We start from the raw sequence: 18406 nt of genomic DNA, 5'->3' as shown, positions 1-18406 counted from the left end.
ACGAAGTACAATGAACCAAGTACAAAGTATCTGAAAGGAAAATGGGTAAGAGGTGAAAGAGACTTATCCTTGTCATATCGACCAGAGGGAGATATCTTTTGGAAGGATGAAGGGTAAGAGGTAGAAGTTGAGAGGTGGGAGCTATATCCAAGAATGTGGGATAAAAATTTCACATAAAAAATCAAATAAAATGGATGCCATGTGAAAGCGGAACAACATAAGCATCACCCAAAATTTCGTTTTTATTTTCCTCAGAAACAGGATTTATTGTTTCATTTTATTTTAAAATCGATAAGAAAAGGTTATTTTTAATTAGGTCTTTCACTTACCGAGCTTATGAAAAATATCCGGCTAATTGGAATAATGCTTTTAATTTTAATGATGGGCAATTCATGCAAAACCTATAAAAGTCTAGAAAGGATAGAACCAAGAACTGATTCTGCTTCCTTGTCTGAGCAACTCCAAAAATTAAAGCCCGGAGATTTAATACAGGTCTTTGAAAAAAGAGGGGGCATTAAGGTTTTGGAATTTGTCATTACCGAAGAGGGAGTTTTGAGGGGCTTTGAGCCAAAAGGACCGAAAGATGATCTGATTTCAATTAAGCTTGAGGATATCGCAAAAGTCGAAGTCAAAAAAATTAATGCGGGAAAGACATTATTGGTAACCGGCGCTGTAGTCGCTTCAATCTACCTTGTTTTCTTTGTTATTATGTTAGCGACATTGGTCGAACCATTGTAGGTCCGGAAGTCAGCTTTAAAAATTTTTAGGTGGTTGAAAATTAAAGTAGGGTGGATTTTTGTGGATTGCAAATTTCGGTCGGCGGGGTGCAAGTAATAAAGTTTTTGGCTGATGTATATAAAGCATTTGTTATAATCATATTTTTTACTAGGTTTATAGTATTCAGAGTAGTCTTGATCACCCCTACAAGCACTCTGGGTCAGTTCCACATGGTATCAAAGGTAAGGCTGAGGTAAGGCAGAGGCGGAGTATCCTCTACTCAGACACGGAGTATGGTCTACTCAGACACGGAGTATGGTTAAGGGAACTATAACGGGACTATAGGGGAACTATAACGGAAAGTATACGCAACTATGGCTAGACAGACAGGAATAATTCGCTTTAAAGGTCAAATGGGTGGCCTCGATTTTTACCAAAGCGAAGGGGTGGATATGGTTAGGAACAAGACCGGGCCGACCACCAAACAATTTAAAAACAGCAAGGCTTTTGAACGTTCGAGGCAAGCATCAAATGATTTTGGGACGGCGGGTAGCTTGGCAGGAAAACTGAAACATGCGATCATATACATGTATGGCAAGACTTTGAACCCTCACATCAACTCCAAGTTGACCGGAATTTTTTCCTCTGTCTTGGCGAAGGACCCTATCCATCAACGGGGTGAGCGGAAACTCTTTTACGGTGATGTCAGCAAACTTGTAGGAGTCAACTTTACTGCCAATACCAACCTGCGTTCTACCTTAGGCAGATTGCCGGTCTTGTCAGAAAAAGAAAAAGGCAAATCATTCCACTTCGATTTTGGAGGGATGCATACTCCCCCATTCTCTGAAGCTGCTGGTCACCGACTGTACCAAGTCATCCTCGCCTTGGTGTCCCTGTCGGAAGATGCGGAACATGTTGTGGTTTGGCAGGAAAGTGAGATTTTGGAAGCGGGACAAAGCCCTGCGGTCTTGGGAGAAATGGAACTGTCCTTTGCTACTACCCAAAGCCAAAAAGTCATTTTGGGAATCGTAGGGATCAAGTTTATCGATATTGTCAATGGCCAAACTTATTCCCTGAAGGAAAGCGGAGCGATTGGGGTGGTGGGGTGTTTCAAGTAAAAATTTGTTCCAATTTGGGATAAAGAATAAAATTTCTCTTTTTTGATACAGCAGCTTATTCTTCTAACATTTCTCTAAATCTCAATGCTATCATTTGACGAGAAAATCCACCTACTGCAAAAATACCTTCTCATTGAGGAAACTTATGCAGATAGTTACAAAGGCGAAATACTTTGTATCATTGGGGATTTTGAAAAGGCAAATCCAATTTTGGCATTTTTAGAAAAGCTACCAGATGAAGAATCTATCAATCAGTTTATCGATCGGTTTACGTCTAGGATTGTAATGAAATATGACCCTGAATTGGAGAGTTTAGGTGATTTTTTTAGGGATTATGTCGAGATTGGGTAAGAGAGAGATAATTTTTCTATTTCTTCAATAAGTATTTCTTTAGTTTTTTGGATCGAATCCTTTTTAAAAGGAATTCCAATCATGCATATTTGATTGGAAAAATTCATCTGGGAGAAGGAATATTCAATTTTTGAGATTTCTACTTTGTTGGAAGGATAACACAAAAAGCCAATTTTATTTTTGGCATCATTAAAAGAGCTGTAAGCAAGAATTTGGTGAAGGTCTTTCCTGTGTTCTTCCTTTAAACTTTCACTTTGATCGTATTTATTGTAAAGATGAGATTTGTATTTAGCATCAATAAAAAAAATCATTTCATTTTTTAGCAGTACTCCATCAGGTTCTAAATTGTTCAAATTCCATTGGAATTTATTTCTAGTATTTGAGTTGATCTTTAAGTTAGGAATAAATTTGCCTCCAATTGATTTGGCCACTTCTTTAAAAATATATTGAACAAACTTTTCAAATACATCCGCAAAATCGACTCGCCAGGCACTCCCTTCAATTAAGTTGAAATTTAAAATTCTATTTGCAATTTGTTTAGTCTCTCTAATTACAAGATTATCAGCATTTCTAACCTGAATTTTAGAGGTGATTTTAGGCTTATGGAAATATAGCCTTTCATCCAAAAATGAAAGCCTTCTTGAGATAGAAATTCTTGTGCTAATTGGAGTGTTTGGACTTAATAGTTCTGTTTTGCATAAATCATAAACAAATCTAATTTCACTAAATTCGGAATGAAATTCGCTTAGGAAATTTTTCCTAACAGGATATTTAAGCCTGTCCTCCACTTTGTAGCTTTGATTCGCATATTTATTCCAGTTTACTTGTCCACTTGGTTGGAAAGATTGAATTTCTTTAACATCAAATTTTCTCCAATTATTCTTAACTAGCTTTTCTAAAGCCGAGATAAATTTCACAGCTTCTAGATAAAGTGGAGGTCTGAATGTACTTCTAGAAGCCAAAGGAAGGCTATCAATTATTTCAGGACTAATATCCCCTTCTAATAGGTCCAAAATTTCCACATATTCTTCGAATCGGTTTTTACCAATAAACCTTGGTGAGACTACAAAGTCACCGATTTGTTTCCCGGTATCAGGAGCTTTAAGCGGTATAGTGCCGATGAATTGTGAGGTTTTAAAATAGATGGAAGCATTTGCATCTGAGCCTTCAATAAATACTTCCACTCCTAAAAACCTAAAGAGATCCGAATTATATTGGATAAATTTCTGTAAATAAAGAACTATGATCCTTTTGTCAGCACCCTTGAATACTTTTTTCTGCAATTCCCTACCACTGATTAATGATGACCTTTCGGTTAAACAGTGTATTTCATGAAATAGGCCCTGATCTTTTGTCATGCGAAAAGAGATTGGTTGATTCTATCAGTAAAATAACTGTTGAACTCCTCAACTGCTGATGTAATCAAACCCTCTTGAAGATACTCCTTGATCAAAGGAAAAATTTCATACATTATTCTATTTTTCATTTCCTCGTCTGAGGTTGCAATAAAGTATCCCGGACCTGGTTGAAGATTCAATTCATTGGAGGTAGCATACCAATCAAATATCTCAGCTATTTTATTGAAGTCATCTTTGTAAAAACTTGAAATTGAAAGCGGTTTAGGCTTAATTGTATACCATGCAAAACGTCTTCTCAAAGCGAAATCAACTACTGCTAAACTTCTATCAGCAGTGTTCATGGTTGCAATCACAAAGAGGTTTGAGGGAAGCTCTTTTATATCTAATTCTGGTGAAATTTTTATTGATACATCAGCAACTTTCATCTTATGTTCAAAGAGATAAAAAACAGGACCTAATACATTGGATAGATTTGCCCTATTTATTTCATCGATGATAAGAACCACCTTTTAACTAGGATTATCTCTTGCAAACAAGACGGCTTCAGCTAAAATACCCAAAGTTCCTTCATAAGAAAGGTCACTACTGTTAAGGTCAGGCCTTATTCCATAAATAAAGTCAGAATATGAAGTCTCTGCATGAAACTGAGTGAAAAAAATTTTTGATGATGACTTTGTTGCAATATCTTTTGCTAGCGTAGTTTTTCCAGTTCCGGGAGGCCCTTGGAGGATAACAAATTTTCTTTCTTTCAATAATTTATAAATAGAATCAGTATCATTCACTGTATCTTCCTTAAGAAATGGCTTTAGTGCATTTGAAATAGCTTTTCTATGTTGTGGGTTTGTGGGCCATTCCCTTATTTTAGCATATGCCGCTAGAAATCCTTTAATGTATTTTTTTCCTTCTTCATTAAGAGGATTATCAATGATTTGACAACAGTTGATTACCTGAGAATATTTTCCAAGGGTTTGTGATAAATGCTGGATTTTTGGATTCCTGCTAAAACTGGTGGGGAGGGAAGAAGTAATATTGGTAAAATCAGTTGAGCAATGGCCATTTTCATCAATTAATTTTGAAAATAACCTTCTTAATCCAGGACGACTTGCCAATTCGTAATCTCGTTTAAAATTACTTGAACCGACACAAAAAGACGCTACCCAAGGTTTTTCATTCTCTGTAGGAAAAATAACAAAAGAATAATCGTGGTATGCTCCGGATGTTTCTTCTTCAGGATGTATTAACCCAAAAAATGCTCCATTATCTTTTAAAGCCTTTTCATCAATTAACTTTCTCTCTATATATGAATTATTAAAGTCATTATCGTTTTTGGCACCAAATTCAGCTGCCCATTCTTTAATTAAATCTCTAACTTCTTGAATCATTATATCCTTTACTTAAAATTAAAACTCAAAAAAATTTATCATTGGAGAATTAAGGGCCTTAGCGATTTTAAAGACTGTTTCAATCGAAACATTTCTTTTTCCATTTTCAATATCAGAGATGTATGTGCGGTCCAACTCAGCTAGTTCAGCAAGCTTTTCTTGAGATACATTCTGATTTTTTCTAATGGCTTTAACTTTTTCGCCGTAAGCAACTTTAATGTCCATCTTGCAATCTGAAAAAATGTGGCCTATTGTACCACCGGCTATAGTCGACAAAAAAAGAATTAAATTTACTTTTGTAAAGTAACTATTCCGTTTATGAACAAAATCCACCCTATCTCTACCGAATACATTTCGCCCTCACGAACCATTGAAATCCTTAACTTGATAAGGTTTGAGGAAAACAAACTAGTTTATATTTACAATTATGAAGGGAAGCATTTCAGGTTTTTCGAAGGCTTAATAAAATTGATCCAATTTTTTGAATTGGGTATAGAACCTATTGAATCATTCGATTCGGAGAAAGACTTAGATGATTTTTTGGAAAATTTTCCGATATGAGAAAAGAGAAAATTTGATTCAAGGAATTAATCTTTTTTAAAGTAGTCAATCTCATTTTCCACCTCAAAATCCCAGAATCGAAGCACTGCCCAACCACCGGATCGGTAGAAATGGCTGATTTCGGCATCGCGCTGTATGTTTCTATCGATTTTGGGAATCCAAAAGTCACGGTTGGATTTTCTTTCTGTTTTCCCAATCGGCCAGAATGCTCTTTCGGAAAATACAACCAGTCTACTGATATGTCATCCTTTCATTTTATTTAAAAAACATTTGTTACAAAATTATTTATGTAATTAATTTTTCTATATTTTTGTAACAACTTTTACCCTTCACTAACCATGGATCCAAACCACATTATCGGAAATAATATCAGGTATTTCAGGGACAAACTAGGCCTCACCCAAGAGGAATTAGCTTCATTTCTATCTATCAACAGGGAAGAAATCAGCTATTTCGAAAATGGCAAAAGGTCCGTTCCGAGTGGTCTGCTTACCAGATTGGCGGAGTTGTTTGGTTTGGATGAAATTGATTTTTATGAGCAAGACAGTAGTCTAATCGCTGCCAATACCGCTTTCGCATTTAGGTCAGGGGAGCTTGCTAAGGGTGACCTCCACTCTTTGGCGGCATTTAGAAAAGTGACCAATAATTATGTCAAAATGAAAAAATTGTTGGCTGATGGGAAGTGAATTGTTATTGGAAAAGGTTGCGAATGCATTCCGCTCGGACAACCGCATCGGAAGTGAAGATCCTATTAGGCTCAAGAGTTTGCTTTCCAGATTAAATGTGATCACGGTTTTTAGACCTCTTGGAAGTGAATTTTCGGGGATGGCGGTCAAAATCACGGATAGTGCGGAAGCTTTCAGGTTTATGCTTGTCAATTCCAATCACAGCCTTGGAAAGCAGCATTTTACAATTTGCCATGAACTTTATCATTTGTTCATCCAAAAAGAGTTTTCTTCCAGAAGGTGTATCACAGGGCTATTTGATGTGAAGGATAAAGTAGAATACCAAGCTGATATTTTTGCAGCCTACCTGTTGCTTCCGGAGAATGGAATATTGGGATTGATTCCGAATGAAGAACTGGCAAAAAATAAAATAAGTCTTAAGACTCTTTTAAAAATAGAGCAGTATTATTCCTGCTCCAGGGGTGCTTTACTATTTAGATTGAAAAGCCTGAAGTTAATAGATGGTATCAAATACAATGAATTCAATACCGGTATCAAAAAATCCGCCCTGACCTATGGATATGGAACTGACCTTTATGAACCTGGAAATGAAAACCAATTTTTGGGGGATTATGGGAGTATTGCCAATGAACTTTTCCAAAAGGAACTGATTTCGGAATCCCATTATATGAGTCTGCTTTTGGATTTAGGTTTGGATGAATTGGATATAGAAAAACTTTTTAATGGTCAGGAATAATCGGATTATCCTCATTGATGCGGATGTGGTTTCACATTTTATCACAGGTGGAGAGATTCTCAACCTAACGCATATTTTTCCCATCCCAATCAAAATTCTTGATAAGGTATATGCAGAACTGGAACGCTTCAAAAAACGCAAAACCGAAGTAGAAAATCTTGTGACCCAAAAACTCATCGAGGTAATCCCTTTTCCTGAAGAAGACGAAGAAATCAAGAAGGAGTATTTCAGTATCAAAAAACTTCAGTTCAAAGGGGACGGTGAAAGTGCCTGTATGGCAGTTGCCAAGTTCCAAAAACATATTCTTGCAAGCAGTAATCTCAAAGATATCCAACATTACTGTCGCCTGCACGGGATCGATTACCTGACCACGATGGATTTTTTGTGTGAAGCGCTGCGAATAGGAATGTTTACTGAAGAAAGATGTGACCGGTTTATTTCAGCTGTTTTGACTGCGAAAAGCAAACTGCCTGTCAAAAAAATGAAAGATTATACCTGCCGGAAGCTTGATTTTATTTAAAGCAATATCCCTTTTCACCTATTTCATCCACCACCCTTTTCACACAGGTTCCCAATTCTTTTTGGATTTCAAAATCCCAAAATCTGAGGACTGTCCAGCCGCTGGAGGAAGGAGGAGGGATGAAGGGGGTGTAAAAGGTAAGAGGTAAAAGGTAAGAGGTGGGAGGTGATGTAGGGAGTAATCAGTGGTCAGTAGTTTGGCTAAAAGGACCCATCAATAAAAACCACCAACCTGTATTTGATCAAGGAGATGTCGGGCTTGCCGGGTAGGTTTCTTTTGTTGCTGCGGTACCTGAGTCCTGTATGCCACAGTGCTTTTTTGAGGAGTTTTTCCGGTTTGGTGTCCTTGCCCTTGACGATTTACGAAGGACGAGTTATGATTTACGATTTGCGAAGGTCGATTGACGAAGGTCGATTTTTGGTAAGGGATAGGGTTTGTTTACAGAAGGTTTGGACTTTTTGGACATTTTAGTTTCTCACCTGAATTTCTTCCCCGCAATTGATCCGTGCTTGGTCCAAGGCCATGCCGATAAACATGGGGTAGCTCCAACTTTTGTACCTGCCCCAAACTTGTCCCGCATATTTGGGATAGATTTCATCTTTGACCAAAGGGATCAGTGGTTTGGCTTTTTCTTCTAGAAGCCTTAAAGCAATGGCTGCATGGAGGACGGTGGTTTCCTCTTCCGCTTGAAGGTAATTCCCCAATGTCTGATAGGCTTTGGGATCTTCTTTGAATTGAATCAGCATTTTGGCACTCTGTATGGCATTGATGGGGGAGGGGTCATCCAATATGTTTTCCAGTTCCTGAAGTAACAAGCTGGAATTCAACCCAGCACTTTCCAAAGCAATCAAGCCCCAATATCGGACAAGGGGATCCTGATCCTGCATCCGTATTAGGATGGATCCGCCATCTATTTGGCCCACTAAGTTCATCGCTTCAAGTGTTTTCTTCGGATTGAATTGGGTATCATCCCTTAAGATTTCATATACTGAACTTCCTTTTGCCCGAAGCATGTATTCAGATTCATTGAGCATGCCGGAATCCCGGTGCTTTACCATCCATTGATCCAGTTCTTTTTGGAATGAACGGATGCGTTCCTGGTGTTCGGGTTTCATCGCTAGGTTATTCAGTTCATAGGGATCTTCTTCCAGGTCATATAACTCCAAAGACATTTTGAAATGAAAGTATTGTCCCATGTGATTAGGCAAGGTTTTCTCATTTCTTGCCCGGTAGATTTCCTCCATGGCCTGTTTGCCTTGGGTGAAGATGATGGCATTTTGAATGTAGGGAAGTTGGGGAAGGTAATGGCGGATATATAAGTATCGCCCATCAGAAACCGACCGCGACATGTCATGACAATCATCTGCACGGCTTCGGAAGCCAAAATTATACTGGTTTTTCACTGCGTTAGGGCCGAGGAAATTATTGCCCTCCATATAGGAAGAAGGGGCTATGCCAGCCAAGCCCAAGACAGTGGGTGCAAAATCAACAAAACCTACTAGGTCATCCACCTGTTGGTTTTTCAGATTGGATACCAAGTGTCGGTATTTTTCCGGTACATGAAGGACGAGGGGAATGTGTAATCCAGAGTTGTTTAGCCAGCGCTTGTGTCGGGGAAGGCCAAAGCCATGGTCGGAAAATACAAAGATGATGGTATTGTCATACAGCCCGTCGTCCTTAAGTTGTTGCACCAAGTCACCTACTCCTTGGTCAAAAATACTGATCAGGTCATAGGCATGGGCCATGATTTCGCGCATTTTTGGGGTATCGGGAAAATAGGGTGGAATGGGTGCTTTTGCGGGGTCATGTCTTTGCTTGAGGTCCTTTTTTACTGATTCGGGGTCGGCGTTGTTGGTGGGGCCTTCGTGGGTGATCATAAAATTGACTACGGAGAAAAATGGTTGACCTTCTTTCCTGTTTCGCCAATGGGCCTCATTGCTGCTATCATCCCAACGGCCTTCGGCACTGAAGTTATAATCTGTTTTGACATTGTTGGAGGTATAATAGCCATGCTCCCGGAGGATTTCGGGCAGGATTTTCAAGTCATTGGGTAAGGGCACATCTGAACGTAGGTGTTGGGTTCCCAAGGAAGTGGCAAACATGCCCGTAATCAGCGTAGAGCGGGCCGGCGCACAGATGGGAGAGTTAGCGCTTGCTCTTGTAAAGATAAAGCCATCTGCTGCCAGCCCGTCGATATTGGGTGTAGTAGCGTATTCATCACCATAGCATCCCCAAGCCGGATCAATGTCCTCAGTGGAGATCCACAGGATGTTGGGCGGAGGGAGATCTTTTTGGCTTTCAGAATTGCAGGAAAAGAAGATCAGCGAAGACAAAAAAAGAATAGGAATAAAGATTTTCATGGCGGTATATCTTTTATGTCTTGATACTTAATTAAAAATCGTCTTTGTTTTGCCTAATAGATTTTACTGTACGCTGTTTCAGCAGGATTGTTCTTTGCCTGTAATCCCCGATCAGATTTAATCCCCTTCTATTTCAATACCTTAACCTCGATGATTTTCAAAGATATTCCTTATTTTCAATGCATCGTTTTACATTTCAAAATTTACTCTTTTATGAAAGCCACAAGAATTCTAGGTATCTCTATCCTTGCGGGGATGTTTTTGTTCGCATGCGAAAGTACAAATAACAGTTACAGTGAAGACAAAGCCATAGCCGGCGTGACTAGGCTAAAGCTCAAGGGCGTATTCAATGTGAACATTTCGCAGGGAGGCAAAGAATCCATGGTCATCTCCGGCAAGGAGGATCTGGTGAAGAAACTACAAATCGTACAGACGGGAGACCTTTTGGAATTGACGTTGGATGAGGAAGAATCAGGTGCATTTTTTATGAGGGATGAACTTAAGATTGACTTGGATCTTGCAGACTTGCGTGAGATCAGATTTGAAGGAGCGGGAAATATCAGGAGTACCGAAACACTGGATTTGGGGGATTTGTTGATCGCAGGAAATGGTGTAGGTAATATTTCTTTGGAATTCGACGCCAAAGCGGTGGATGCCAAGCTGAGCTTCGTGGGAAATATGTCTCTCAAAGGAAGTTCCCATGAACTGAGGCTTTTCAATGATGGCGTAGGGAATATTGATGCATCTGATTTATCTGTCCAAAATGTGAATCTGACGAGTTCAGGGATCGGGGCTGTTTCGGTTCATTGCGAAGGTGAACTGACGCTGAAGGTAGATGGCATCGGCGTGGTCAACTACACCGGGAATCCAACTGTCATCTCTGAGAAAGTATCTGGAATAGGGAAGGTGAATAGGAATTAGTTGTTTAAACCGACTAAAGTCGGATGAGGGCTTGTCAGGATTTGCTGAACCACTATCTAAAGATAGTGGAAATTGATGGCCACAGGGTCGGAAATCGAGATAGCAGACCAAACATTCATACTACCGTGAATAATCAAACAACATTCCACTACCTGGCTGCTTTAGCTGGTGGTTTGGGCAGCCAAAGAATTTGAAAACCCAAACCGACTAAAGTGGATAGGCGCTTTTTTAAATTGGCTTTTCCACTATCTAAAGATAGTGGAAATGACCAGGGTAAGTACTCAATAATGGGAAAGAGAATTAAAAGGCATTGAACTTTGAATATTCAAATAATTCCAAAAATCAAACAGTAAACCAATATCCGGGTCGTTATTAATTTCCACCTGCTTTAGCTGGTGGTTGGAGCAGATTTCGTGAATTTCTAAGGCTTTAGCCAAACATTATAATTATTTCATTTTTGAGAAGCCACATTTCAAAATGAAATTTTCATATTCTTCCCCAAAAGTTTTCTTCCCATGGTGCTCATCCTGATTTTGGATATACGCCCTCACTTTTGGAAGATAGCTTTCAGAAACAGATACCCCGAAATACTCATCCTGCCATTCAAACCGAGTCGAAATCAAATTTTCTTTATTGATCCAAAAGGCCGATTCTCCTTTGATCAACTGCATCAATTTACTGGTTGTTTGTTCTTTGCCCAAAGAAATCAAACAATGGCAATGCTCCTTTTGGACCGCGAGTTGATCTACGTATATTCCTTTGTTTATACAATTTTCAAGAATATGGGATTTAACTTTTTCTCTTAAGGTTTTTCCATTTAGCAGCGGCGAAAAGTTTTTAGTAGTCCAAACGAAATGAATGTAAATTTTGATAAATGGCATAAGCAAACAATTTAGGTTTACTTGAAATTAAGGCAAATGAAAAATATATAGGAGATTATCCGATTAAATATTCGACTAATTTAAAAACCAACCGGACTGATATCGGATTTTTGGATAGGTAGGAGGTAGGAGGTGTAGGAATTCTGAATGCTGAATTAATAATGAAGGGAGTTGGTAAGGGGTCTGGGTGACCGATGACCGATGACGGATGTGAGGGAAGTGGAAGGAATGGGAGAAGGTTAAAGGTGAGAGGTCGTAAAAAGATGGGAGACGGAAGGGAGAATCGGGCTGATTAATTTTTCGTTCGGTGTCTTTTGATTTCGATGATGTCGCCGGGGAGATTGTAGCCCTCTTTTTCTAGCGCTGTCAATACTGCAAGGATGGCGTTTGATTTAATTTTCATATCAGATATTACTGGATCGTAGGTATTTACCCAAAAAACGACCGTGATATTCAAAGTGCTTGGAGAAAGATCAGAAATATTTACGGTGGGTTTTCTTTCCTGCAAGACGCCTTCCACAGTTTTCAAAGTTGATTCAATTAAATTTAAAGCTTTTTGGTAATCGGAGCCATAGTCGAGCCCCACCACAAACTGATAGCTGAGAAAACCGTCGATGGTAAAATTGACCAAAGGGTTTTTGATGATGCTGGCATTGGGCAAGTAAACGTCTTTGCCGTCGGAGGTTTTGATTTGGGTGTCACGTAAATTAAGCGAAATCACCCTTCCCCTTACACCCTGAATGTCAATTAAGTCTCCAATTCTAAAAGGACGCTTGAAAGCCAAAAGTAAACCTGCAAGGAAATTTTCACCAATATCCTTAAGGGCAAAGCCAATGATAAATGCCGTAATACCCGCACTTGCCAGAATACCGCTAACAGCTCCAGATAATCCCAAAAATCGAAACAATAGGGTAATTCCAAAAAGAAAAATAAGGATTCTAAAGGCGTTACCAACGAAATCCGCCAACAATAGATCATTGGTTTTTTTGGAAATCCGGGACACGGCCAATCTTTTTATCCATTTGGAGATGTAGTGGAAAAAAACCAAAATTACAAGTCCAAACAATATTGAAATTGCAACCCGCTCCAGATTTCCTATATCACCAAGTAAGATGTTTTTTAGTCTTTCAAACGATTCCTGAAAGTCCATGCTCAAAATAATTTAACGTAAAAAAAGGGACAGCTTTCGCTGTCCCTTGCACTTTTGCAAAATAGATTAATTTTTGTGCCCAAAGAGGTAGAATACACCTAATTGGAAACCTCTGTTTTTTAAATCGGTATTGTTCAAAGAACTGATGTTGCTCAATCCGTGCTTGTACCTGGCATCTACACCAAATCCTGTAGCTGTGTTGACATAACTCACACCAAGCCCCAAACCAACATCAATACTTTCAAAGTTGTCTTTCACATTGACCGTGGTATTTCCTGTCTTGTTTTTGGCGGCGACCAAGAATCCAAGTTGTGGACCGGCTTGTACCCTGAACCCATTGTCAAACATGTATTGAAGCAATACAGGGACATTGATGTAATCTAGGTTGAGGTTCGTATTGTTTCCGATTTTGGCACCTTGTCCTGAATATAAAATTTCGGGTTGCAAGGCAAATTGGTCAGTAAGGTGAATGTGGCCAAGAAGACCCAAGTTGAGTCCGGCTTTGGAGCTGTATTGGCTGCTCCCTTCGATGTTGTACACATTGAGACCACCTTTGATGCCAAGGTTGGTGTGCTGTGCGAAAACGTTACTTGACATGATGAAAGCCATCATGAATCCGATAAAATAAAATTTCATAAGTTTTTGTTTTTTGTGGGTAATTTCTAGGTCAGCAGTCCTAACCTTACGCAAAGGTGACTAAAACAATAGCCTAAAAGTTACAGATTAAAAATAAGAGTTACATAATTGCTTGGTCAGGGTACAACAGGGTTTATTGGCACCGCCCTGATTTTATTTTAGGAATGATTGCTTTTATGCCAAATCCCATATCAACCCGGAATAAGGAACAATTGAACATATTTAATTTGAGCTATGGGCAAATTTGCGGATATCCTAAATTATGTAGGGTGATTTTTTATTTTACCCCATCAAATTTTTATATTTTCAGTGGTTTTTGAATTAACCCCAAAAAATCAATATGAAAACAGATTCAAGACACTTTATTGTCAGCTTGGTATATGGAAGTTTATTATTGGCATTTTTCCTTTACCTGATTTTGGCTGGACCAGAAAATCTCTCAGGCTATAAGCATCAATTGGTAGCGATTATTTCTTCTTTACTGGTAGGGGTTTTTGGGGTTCTTCTTTCAGGATCTATCAATTTGGGCATTGAATCCCCTTTGCTGGAAAGCAAATTGGGCAAATTGGCAGTGAAAGCTACCGGTGGTATAGCATTATTTATTCTGACAATGCTCTGGTGGAAAAGCGAAAATCCACCAATCAAGGTGGAGGAGTTTCAGGAATTAGTGAAAGAGGATGGAGACAGTACCAGAACAATGATAGATGAAAGGTCAAAAGGCCTCGAAAAAGTGATTCAAGATGATGGTAGCCAAACCAGAGATGTTATTGTTAGTTCTTCATTGTCAGAATTGGAGGTTATGTTTCCTTTTGCGGTAAGGGTAGAAGGAAATACCGATAATACAATCATGCATTTCAATGGCGAAGCGGAGATCCCCGTTACCAGCTATGACAATGGATTTGAATTGATGAAACTGAGGTGGGGGGATTCTTTCAAGTATTATTTTTATAAGCAGGAAAATAGCAGTTCGGCTGATAATCCAAGGTTGTCGCTTCAACTCTCAAACGGCAATACTCTTCCCCTTTCATCTGTAAATGGAGAACATAGCATCCGCATTCCCGGGAGCAACCCAACTCCGATTACAGCAGTTATCCTTAATCCTGACCGCATTTCGGAAGCAAGTATGAAAATTATGATTTATTCTTCTGATCGGGATCTTGGGAGAGAAAAATTCAAACAGGCATTGCTTAACACTTCTCTTTCAGATAAGGTCAGAGAGATCTTTATGCAGATAGCTTCTGATGGAGTACGCCTTCGTTCCGCGCCGGAAAACTCCCCATCAACTATTCTTAGAACTTTAAATCAAGGTGCCATGGTGAAAGTTCTTGAAACTATTGGCGGATACAGTAAAGTCCGCCTTCCTGAAGGCAAAGAAGGATGGGTAGATTCTAAATTTGTTGAAAAAATTCAGTAAGCTACTTTATCTGATTTTTTTATAGCTTTCAAAGAATCGGGCAGCAATAAAGTCTTTTTACCAGATCTAAACATTCGGCTTTTTTATTTCATAAGTGCGGGTCTCCTTCATTGTAATAACTTTTCCTATTTTTGAGCTGTGAAAAAGTTTCCTTTATATATCCCGGTTCTGTTGTTTGCCCTTTTAATTTCCTGCACCTCAGATGGAGAAAGAAGTACAGCCTTGATAAATGTATTTGTGATCGATGCACCCGGAGATTTTGATGAAGTATGGGTTGAGATATTGGGTGTGGAGGTGAAGACTACAGGTACCAGGGGACAGGACAATGCAATTCCGGTTTTTTTGGAGAATATCCAAAGCAATCAGCAGGTGAACCTTGCGAGTTTAATCTTGGATAGGCAGTTTTTGGTAGGAAGGGGAGAATTTTTGGTTGGAGCTGTGACAGAATTGACTTTAAGATTGGGAACGGACAACTTTGTGGTGGTAGATGGCGCAAGGTCTCCTTTGATATTTGACAACAGTGAGGCCCAAAACCCTTCATTGACCGTCAATTATCCTTTGGACCCCGGATTCTCGGTGGATCTATTTATAGATTTTGAAGTATTCAGGTCGATCAAAGCCTCATCTAATCCTACTGCAGGGTATATACTCAATCCCAAACTCCGGTCATTTTCCCGGGCCAATACCGGTGAAATTGCGGGGACAATCACTCCGCTCCAAGAAAATGCCATCGTATATGCCATTCAAGGCAGGGACACAGTTTCCTCCACTGCGGTGGACCTGGCTACAGGGAGATTTAAACTGAGAGGTTTATTGGGAAACCATATAGTGGCTATACTTCCATTTAATACAAGATATCAATCCGATACAGTCCAAAACGTCAGGGTGGAAATGAGGAAAATTACCCAATTGACTCCCATCACCCTTCTTCCAAAACCTTGATTCCATGACGAAGGATGAATTGTACATGTGGAGAGCCATCGAATTGGCGGAATTGGGAAGAGGTCATGTCAGCCCCAATCCCATGGTCGGTTGTGTCATTGTCCATCATGACATCATCATCGGAGAAGGTTACCACCAATTATATGGGGGACCACATGCCGAACCTAATGCCATTAACTCGGTTGAAGATCAAAATGTATTATCCGAAGCTACTGTTTTTGTCTCGCTAGAACCCTGTGCCCATTGGGGCAAAACCCCTCCATGTGCCAATCTTTTGGTAGAAAAAAAAGTTCGAAGAGTAGTCATCGGAGCTGTTGATTCCAATCCTTTGGTGGGAGGAAAAGGAATCCAGATTCTCAAGGATGCAGGGATTGAAGTTGTTACCGGGATTTTGGAAAACAAGGTGAGAGATCAGAATAAGCGTTTTTTTACTTTTATCGAAAAGAAAAGACCCTATGTCATTTTAAAATGGGCTCAGACCCAAGATGGATATGTGGCAAGAGAAAACTTCGATTCCAAATGGATCTCTAATTCCTATTCAAGGCAGCTAGTCCATAAGTGGAGGTCCGAGGAGGATGCGATTTTGGTTGGAACTTCCACTGCCAGCTATGACAATCCACAACTGAATGTCAGGGAATGGGAAGGAAGAAATCCTGTCAGGATTGTTTTGGATAGAAATTTGACTTTGGAGAAAGGTTTATATCTGTTTGACCAATCCCAACCTACGATCTGTTTCAATCAGGTCAAATCCGAAAAATCAGAGAACTTAGAATTTGTACAATTGTCAAGAGGATTTGGTGTTGAGGAAGTTTTGGAAGACCTGTACCAAAGGAAAATCCAGAGTCTGATTGTGGAAGGGGGAGCGCAGGTGCTGAAAAGTTTTATCGAAAAGGAACTTTGGGACGAGGCTCGGGTTTTTACAGGTCAGGTTCAATTTGGAACAGGCATATCGGCACCATTGATCAAAGGTAAATTGATCTCCGAATCGGAAATTATGGGGGATAAGTTGGTGGTGTGGGAAAATCACTGATTTTGTTTCCCTTTTAGAACAGAACAAGGATATTTCAAAAAGAATCATGTCGAAATGCTAGACAGTTGGCAACATCGGTCATCGGTCATCCGTCAAATTAAACTTTCTAAATTCACCAACTATTCAATAGAGCATAACCATAATTTATTTGAAACCATGTCCGAATCACTCTACTTACCTGAAGCAGCCACCAAAGCTGAAAAATACCAAGCCATCCTTCCACAGATTGAGGCTTTGATATCCTCAGAGACGGATAGCTATGCGAATCTTGCCAATATTGCTGCAGTGCTGAGGGAAGCTTTTGGTTTCTTTTGGGTGGGATTCTATATCGTCAAAGGAGAGCAATTGGTCTTGGGACCATTTCAAGGACCATTGGCCTGTACCCGGATTGCCTTTGGTAAGGGGGTTTGTGGAGCAGCTTGGAAGGAATCCAAAACGCAACTGGTGCCTGACGTAGATGCATTTCCGGGACATATTGCCTGTAGTTCGGCTTCTAAGTCTGAGATCGTGGTGCCGGGGTTTAAGGAAGGAAAAGTTTGGATAGTCTTGGATGTTGACAGTGACCAATTGGACGACTTTGACCAAAGTGATGCTTTTTACCTTGAAAAGTTGATGGCTTTGGTGGACAAATACTGTTGAATAACCTTCCGCAACTGATAGCCCCTACTTCACTTCCCACTTTTCGATAAATTCTGGTTCGAATGAGGTCATTTTATCCAATAATTCCACAGGATCGCTGCTGATGATCAACAAGTCCAATTGGGCCTGATGGAGAAATCCTTCTTTTGCCGAATGCTGTAGAAAAGTAATCAACCCATCATAATAGCCATGGACATTGTACAGTGCCAATGGTTTGCTGATATAGGCCAGTTGGTTTAAGGTCATGATCTCGAACAATTCCTCAAAAGTCCCGATTCCTCCCGGCATGGCGATAAATCCGTCCCCTTTTTCTGCCATCAGCCACTTGCGGTCGCGCATGGTCTCGACGACGATCAGTTCGGTCAATCCCCGGTGGGCTACTTCGATGTCCACGAGTTTTTGGGGAATGATTCCATAGACGTCCATCCCTGCTTCAAGCATGGCATCGGCGATGACACCCATCAAGCCCACATTGCCCGCACCATAGACCAAAGCCATATTTCTTTTGACCATTTCATTTGCCAAAGCTTTGGCGCCTTCTTCGTAGATAGGATTTTTGCCTTTGTTGGAACCGCAGTAGATGGTGATTTTTTTCATGATGGTGATTTTTGAATAAAAGTACAAGTTGTCCCGCATAGGCGCAAAGAAAAATTTACCCCGGAGGACGCGGAGTGCACTGAGAAAAATAATATTCATGTGTCCCACAAAGACACAAAAACACAAAGAAAAAGTAAAGGCCTTAAGAAAGATACCTTGCGTTCTTGGCGAAACCATTGCGGTCATTGCGGTAAAAATTGTCCCGCGCGAAGGAGCAAAAGAAAAGATTAACCCCAGAGGACGCGGATGGCACTGAGAAAAATAATATTCATGTGTCCCACAAAGACACAAAAACACAAAGAAAAAGTAAAGGCCTTAAGAAAGACACCTTGCGTTCTTGGCGAAACCATTGCGGTCATTGCGGTAAAAATTGTCCCGCGCGAAGGAGCAAAAGAAAAAATTTACCT

General features: G+C 39.9%; 20 protein-coding genes and 1 pseudogene. 12 read left to right on the top strand and 9 right to left on the bottom strand.

Going from position 1 to position 18406, the window contains the following annotated elements; translation table 11 throughout:
- The first annotated feature begins 363 nt into the window (after positions 1–363).
- From M3O96_RS21020 to M3O96_RS21010, 3 genes are all read left to right on the top strand, one after another.
- Positions 364–738, top strand: a complete 375-nt coding sequence (locus tag M3O96_RS21020; RefSeq protein ID WP_249724468.1) for a hypothetical protein — start codon at positions 364–366, stop codon at positions 736–738.
- A gap of 353 nt (positions 739–1091) precedes the next feature.
- Positions 1092–1835, top strand: a complete 744-nt coding sequence (locus tag M3O96_RS21015; protein ID WP_249724465.1) for a hypothetical protein — start codon at positions 1092–1094, stop codon at positions 1833–1835.
- A gap of 84 nt (positions 1836–1919) precedes the next feature.
- The gene (locus M3O96_RS21010) at positions 1920–2186 is read left to right on the top strand and encodes a hypothetical protein (protein ID WP_249724462.1); all 267 of its coding nucleotides are present in this window, start codon (positions 1920–1922) and stop codon (positions 2184–2186) included.
- Here M3O96_RS21010 and M3O96_RS21005 read toward each other — a convergent pair.
- The 3 genes and pseudogenes from M3O96_RS21005 to M3O96_RS20995 all read right to left on the bottom strand — a co-directional run bounded on the left by M3O96_RS21005 (position 2168) and on the right by M3O96_RS20995 (position 5151).
- Positions 2168–3544, bottom strand: a complete 1377-nt coding sequence (locus tag M3O96_RS21005; protein WP_249724459.1) for an McrC family protein — start codon at positions 3542–3544, stop codon at positions 2168–2170. The genes M3O96_RS21010 and M3O96_RS21005 overlap by 19 nt on opposite strands.
- A pseudogene (locus M3O96_RS21000) lies at positions 3541–4926 on the bottom strand (McrB family protein). The gene M3O96_RS21005 and the pseudogene M3O96_RS21000 overlap by 4 nt, the downstream one beginning before the upstream one ends.
- An 18-nt stretch (positions 4927–4944) precedes the next feature.
- Entirely contained in the window at positions 4945–5151 is a 207-nt protein-coding gene (locus M3O96_RS20995; RefSeq protein WP_241128491.1) for a helix-turn-helix domain-containing protein, read from the bottom strand.
- Positions 5152–5244: 93 nt separating this feature from the next.
- Here M3O96_RS20995 and M3O96_RS20990 point away from each other — a divergent pair, with 93 nt between their 5' ends.
- The 4 genes from M3O96_RS20990 (at position 5245) to M3O96_RS20975 (ending at position 7429) form a co-directional block, all read left to right on the top strand.
- Entirely contained in the window at positions 5245–5487 is a 243-nt protein-coding gene (locus tag M3O96_RS20990) for a hypothetical protein (protein ID WP_249724457.1), read from the top strand.
- 338 nt (positions 5488–5825) lie between these two features.
- A complete protein-coding gene (locus tag M3O96_RS20985; RefSeq protein ID WP_249724454.1) occupies positions 5826–6173 on the top strand; it encodes a helix-turn-helix domain-containing protein in 348 nt (115 codons plus the stop codon).
- Positions 6163–6909, top strand: a complete 747-nt coding sequence (locus M3O96_RS20980) for an ImmA/IrrE family metallo-endopeptidase (RefSeq protein ID WP_249724451.1) — start codon at positions 6163–6165, stop codon at positions 6907–6909. The genes M3O96_RS20985 and M3O96_RS20980 overlap by 11 nt, the downstream gene beginning before the upstream one ends.
- Entirely contained in the window at positions 6896–7429 is a 534-nt protein-coding gene (locus tag M3O96_RS20975; RefSeq protein WP_249724432.1) for a hypothetical protein, read from the top strand. The genes M3O96_RS20980 and M3O96_RS20975 overlap by 14 nt, the downstream gene beginning before the upstream one ends.
- 200 nt (positions 7430–7629) lie before the next feature.
- On the opposite strand, the gene M3O96_RS20970 is transcribed toward M3O96_RS20975, so the two are convergent.
- Positions 7630–7740 (bottom strand): PDDEXK family nuclease, encoded by a 111-nt coding sequence (locus M3O96_RS20970; RefSeq protein ID WP_249724472.1) that lies wholly within the window; start codon positions 7738–7740, stop codon positions 7630–7632.
- A 156-nt stretch (positions 7741–7896) separates the two neighbouring features.
- Positions 7897–9789 (bottom strand): sulfatase-like hydrolase/transferase, encoded by a 1893-nt coding sequence (locus tag M3O96_RS20965; RefSeq protein ID WP_249724429.1) that lies wholly within the window; start codon positions 9787–9789, stop codon positions 7897–7899.
- 213 nt (positions 9790–10002) lie between these two features.
- Here M3O96_RS20965 and M3O96_RS20960 point away from each other — a divergent pair, with 213 nt between their 5' ends.
- The gene (locus M3O96_RS20960) at positions 10003–10710 is read left to right on the top strand and encodes a GIN domain-containing protein (protein WP_249724415.1); all 708 of its coding nucleotides are present in this window, start codon (positions 10003–10005) and stop codon (positions 10708–10710) included.
- Between the two features lie 446 nt (positions 10711–11156).
- Here M3O96_RS20960 and tnpA read toward each other — a convergent pair whose 3' ends face one another.
- The 3 genes from tnpA to M3O96_RS20945 all read right to left on the bottom strand — a co-directional run bounded on the left by tnpA (position 11157) and on the right by M3O96_RS20945 (position 13377).
- The gene (gene tnpA, locus M3O96_RS20955) at positions 11157–11591 is read right to left on the bottom strand and encodes an IS200/IS605 family transposase (RefSeq protein ID WP_249724412.1); all 435 of its coding nucleotides are present in this window, start codon (positions 11589–11591) and stop codon (positions 11157–11159) included.
- A gap of 292 nt (positions 11592–11883) precedes the next feature.
- Positions 11884–12741, bottom strand: coding sequence for a mechanosensitive ion channel family protein (locus tag M3O96_RS20950; protein WP_249724394.1), 858 nt, complete (start codon positions 12739–12741; stop codon positions 11884–11886).
- A gap of 66 nt (positions 12742–12807) precedes the next feature.
- On the bottom strand, positions 12808–13377 hold the full coding sequence (locus tag M3O96_RS20945; RefSeq protein WP_249724391.1) for a porin family protein: 570 nt from the start codon (positions 13375–13377) through the stop codon (positions 12808–12810).
- Positions 13378–13717: 340 nt separating this feature from the next.
- On the opposite strand from M3O96_RS20945, the gene M3O96_RS20940 reads away from it, so the two are divergent.
- The 4 genes from M3O96_RS20940 to msrC all read left to right on the top strand — a co-directional run bounded on the left by M3O96_RS20940 (position 13718) and on the right by msrC (position 17402).
- Positions 13718–14791: an SH3 domain-containing protein gene (locus M3O96_RS20940; protein WP_249724389.1), complete on the top strand. Its 1074-nt coding sequence runs from the start codon at positions 13718–13720 to the stop codon at positions 14789–14791.
- A 138-nt stretch (positions 14792–14929) separates the two neighbouring features.
- Positions 14930–15733: a DUF4382 domain-containing protein gene (locus M3O96_RS20935; protein ID WP_249724386.1), complete on the top strand. Its 804-nt coding sequence runs from the start codon at positions 14930–14932 to the stop codon at positions 15731–15733.
- A 4-nt stretch (positions 15734–15737) separates the two neighbouring features.
- The gene (gene ribD, locus M3O96_RS20930) at positions 15738–16763 is read left to right on the top strand and encodes a bifunctional diaminohydroxyphosphoribosylaminopyrimidine deaminase/5-amino-6-(5-phosphoribosylamino)uracil reductase RibD (RefSeq protein WP_249724383.1); all 1026 of its coding nucleotides are present in this window, start codon (positions 15738–15740) and stop codon (positions 16761–16763) included.
- Between the two features lie 156 nt (positions 16764–16919).
- Positions 16920–17402 (top strand): free L-methionine (R)-S-oxide reductase MsrC, encoded by a 483-nt coding sequence (msrC, locus tag M3O96_RS20925; protein ID WP_249724469.1) that lies wholly within the window; start codon positions 16920–16922, stop codon positions 17400–17402.
- Positions 17403–17426: 24 nt separating this feature from the next.
- Here the strand turns inward: msrC and M3O96_RS20920 are convergent, their stop codons facing one another.
- Complete coding sequence (locus M3O96_RS20920; protein ID WP_249724367.1) at positions 17427–17999, bottom strand: LOG family protein; 573 nt, start codon at positions 17997–17999, stop codon at positions 17427–17429.
- Positions 18000–18406: the final 407 nt, after the last annotated feature.

It is taken from the genome of Aquiflexum sp. TKW24L, assembly GCF_023502205.1.
GTDB lineage: Bacteria > Bacteroidota > Bacteroidia > Cytophagales > Cyclobacteriaceae > Cognataquiflexum.
Note: the sequence above shows the minus strand (reverse complement) of the source record. Positions and strands in the feature narration are given on the sequence as shown.

What these genes read in the sequence shown, in the direction of transcription:
- M3O96_RS20950 (WP_249724394.1), bottom strand. Translation starts at nt 12,741, where the DNA reads ATGGACTTTCAGGAATCGTTTGAAAGACTAAAAAACATCTTACTTGGT.
- M3O96_RS21020 (WP_249724468.1), top strand. Translation starts at nt 364, where the DNA reads ATGCTTTTAATTTTAATGATGGGCAATTCATGCAAAACCTATAAAAGT.
- M3O96_RS20990 (WP_249724457.1), top strand. Translation starts at nt 5,245, where the DNA reads ATGAACAAAATCCACCCTATCTCTACCGAATACATTTCGCCCTCACGA.
- M3O96_RS20985 (WP_249724454.1), top strand. Translation starts at nt 5,826, where the DNA reads ATGGATCCAAACCACATTATCGGAAATAATATCAGGTATTTCAGGGAC.
- M3O96_RS20945 (WP_249724391.1), bottom strand. Translation starts at nt 13,377, where the DNA reads ATGAAATTTTATTTTATCGGATTCATGATGGCTTTCATCATGTCAAGT.
- M3O96_RS20940 (WP_249724389.1), top strand. Translation starts at nt 13,718, where the DNA reads ATGAAAACAGATTCAAGACACTTTATTGTCAGCTTGGTATATGGAAGT.
- msrC (WP_249724469.1), top strand. Translation starts at nt 16,920, where the DNA reads ATGTCCGAATCACTCTACTTACCTGAAGCAGCCACCAAAGCTGAAAAA.
- M3O96_RS20975 (WP_249724432.1), top strand. Translation starts at nt 6,896, where the DNA reads ATGGTCAGGAATAATCGGATTATCCTCATTGATGCGGATGTGGTTTCA.
- M3O96_RS20995 (WP_241128491.1), bottom strand. Translation starts at nt 5,151, where the DNA reads ATGGACATTAAAGTTGCTTACGGCGAAAAAGTTAAAGCCATTAGAAAA.
- M3O96_RS20960 (WP_249724415.1), top strand. Translation starts at nt 10,003, where the DNA reads ATGAAAGCCACAAGAATTCTAGGTATCTCTATCCTTGCGGGGATGTTT.
- ribD (WP_249724383.1), top strand. Translation starts at nt 15,738, where the DNA reads ATGACGAAGGATGAATTGTACATGTGGAGAGCCATCGAATTGGCGGAA.
- tnpA (WP_249724412.1), bottom strand. Translation starts at nt 11,591, where the DNA reads ATGCCATTTATCAAAATTTACATTCATTTCGTTTGGACTACTAAAAAC.
- M3O96_RS20920 (WP_249724367.1), bottom strand. Translation starts at nt 17,999, where the DNA reads ATGAAAAAAATCACCATCTACTGCGGTTCCAACAAAGGCAAAAATCCT.
- M3O96_RS21015 (WP_249724465.1), top strand. Translation starts at nt 1,092, where the DNA reads ATGGCTAGACAGACAGGAATAATTCGCTTTAAAGGTCAAATGGGTGGC.
- M3O96_RS20965 (WP_249724429.1), bottom strand. Translation starts at nt 9,789, where the DNA reads ATGAAAATCTTTATTCCTATTCTTTTTTTGTCTTCGCTGATCTTCTTT.
- M3O96_RS21005 (WP_249724459.1), bottom strand. Translation starts at nt 3,544, where the DNA reads ATGACAAAAGATCAGGGCCTATTTCATGAAATACACTGTTTAACCGAA.
- M3O96_RS21010 (WP_249724462.1), top strand. Translation starts at nt 1,920, where the DNA reads ATGCTATCATTTGACGAGAAAATCCACCTACTGCAAAAATACCTTCTC.
- M3O96_RS20980 (WP_249724451.1), top strand. Translation starts at nt 6,163, where the DNA reads ATGGGAAGTGAATTGTTATTGGAAAAGGTTGCGAATGCATTCCGCTCG.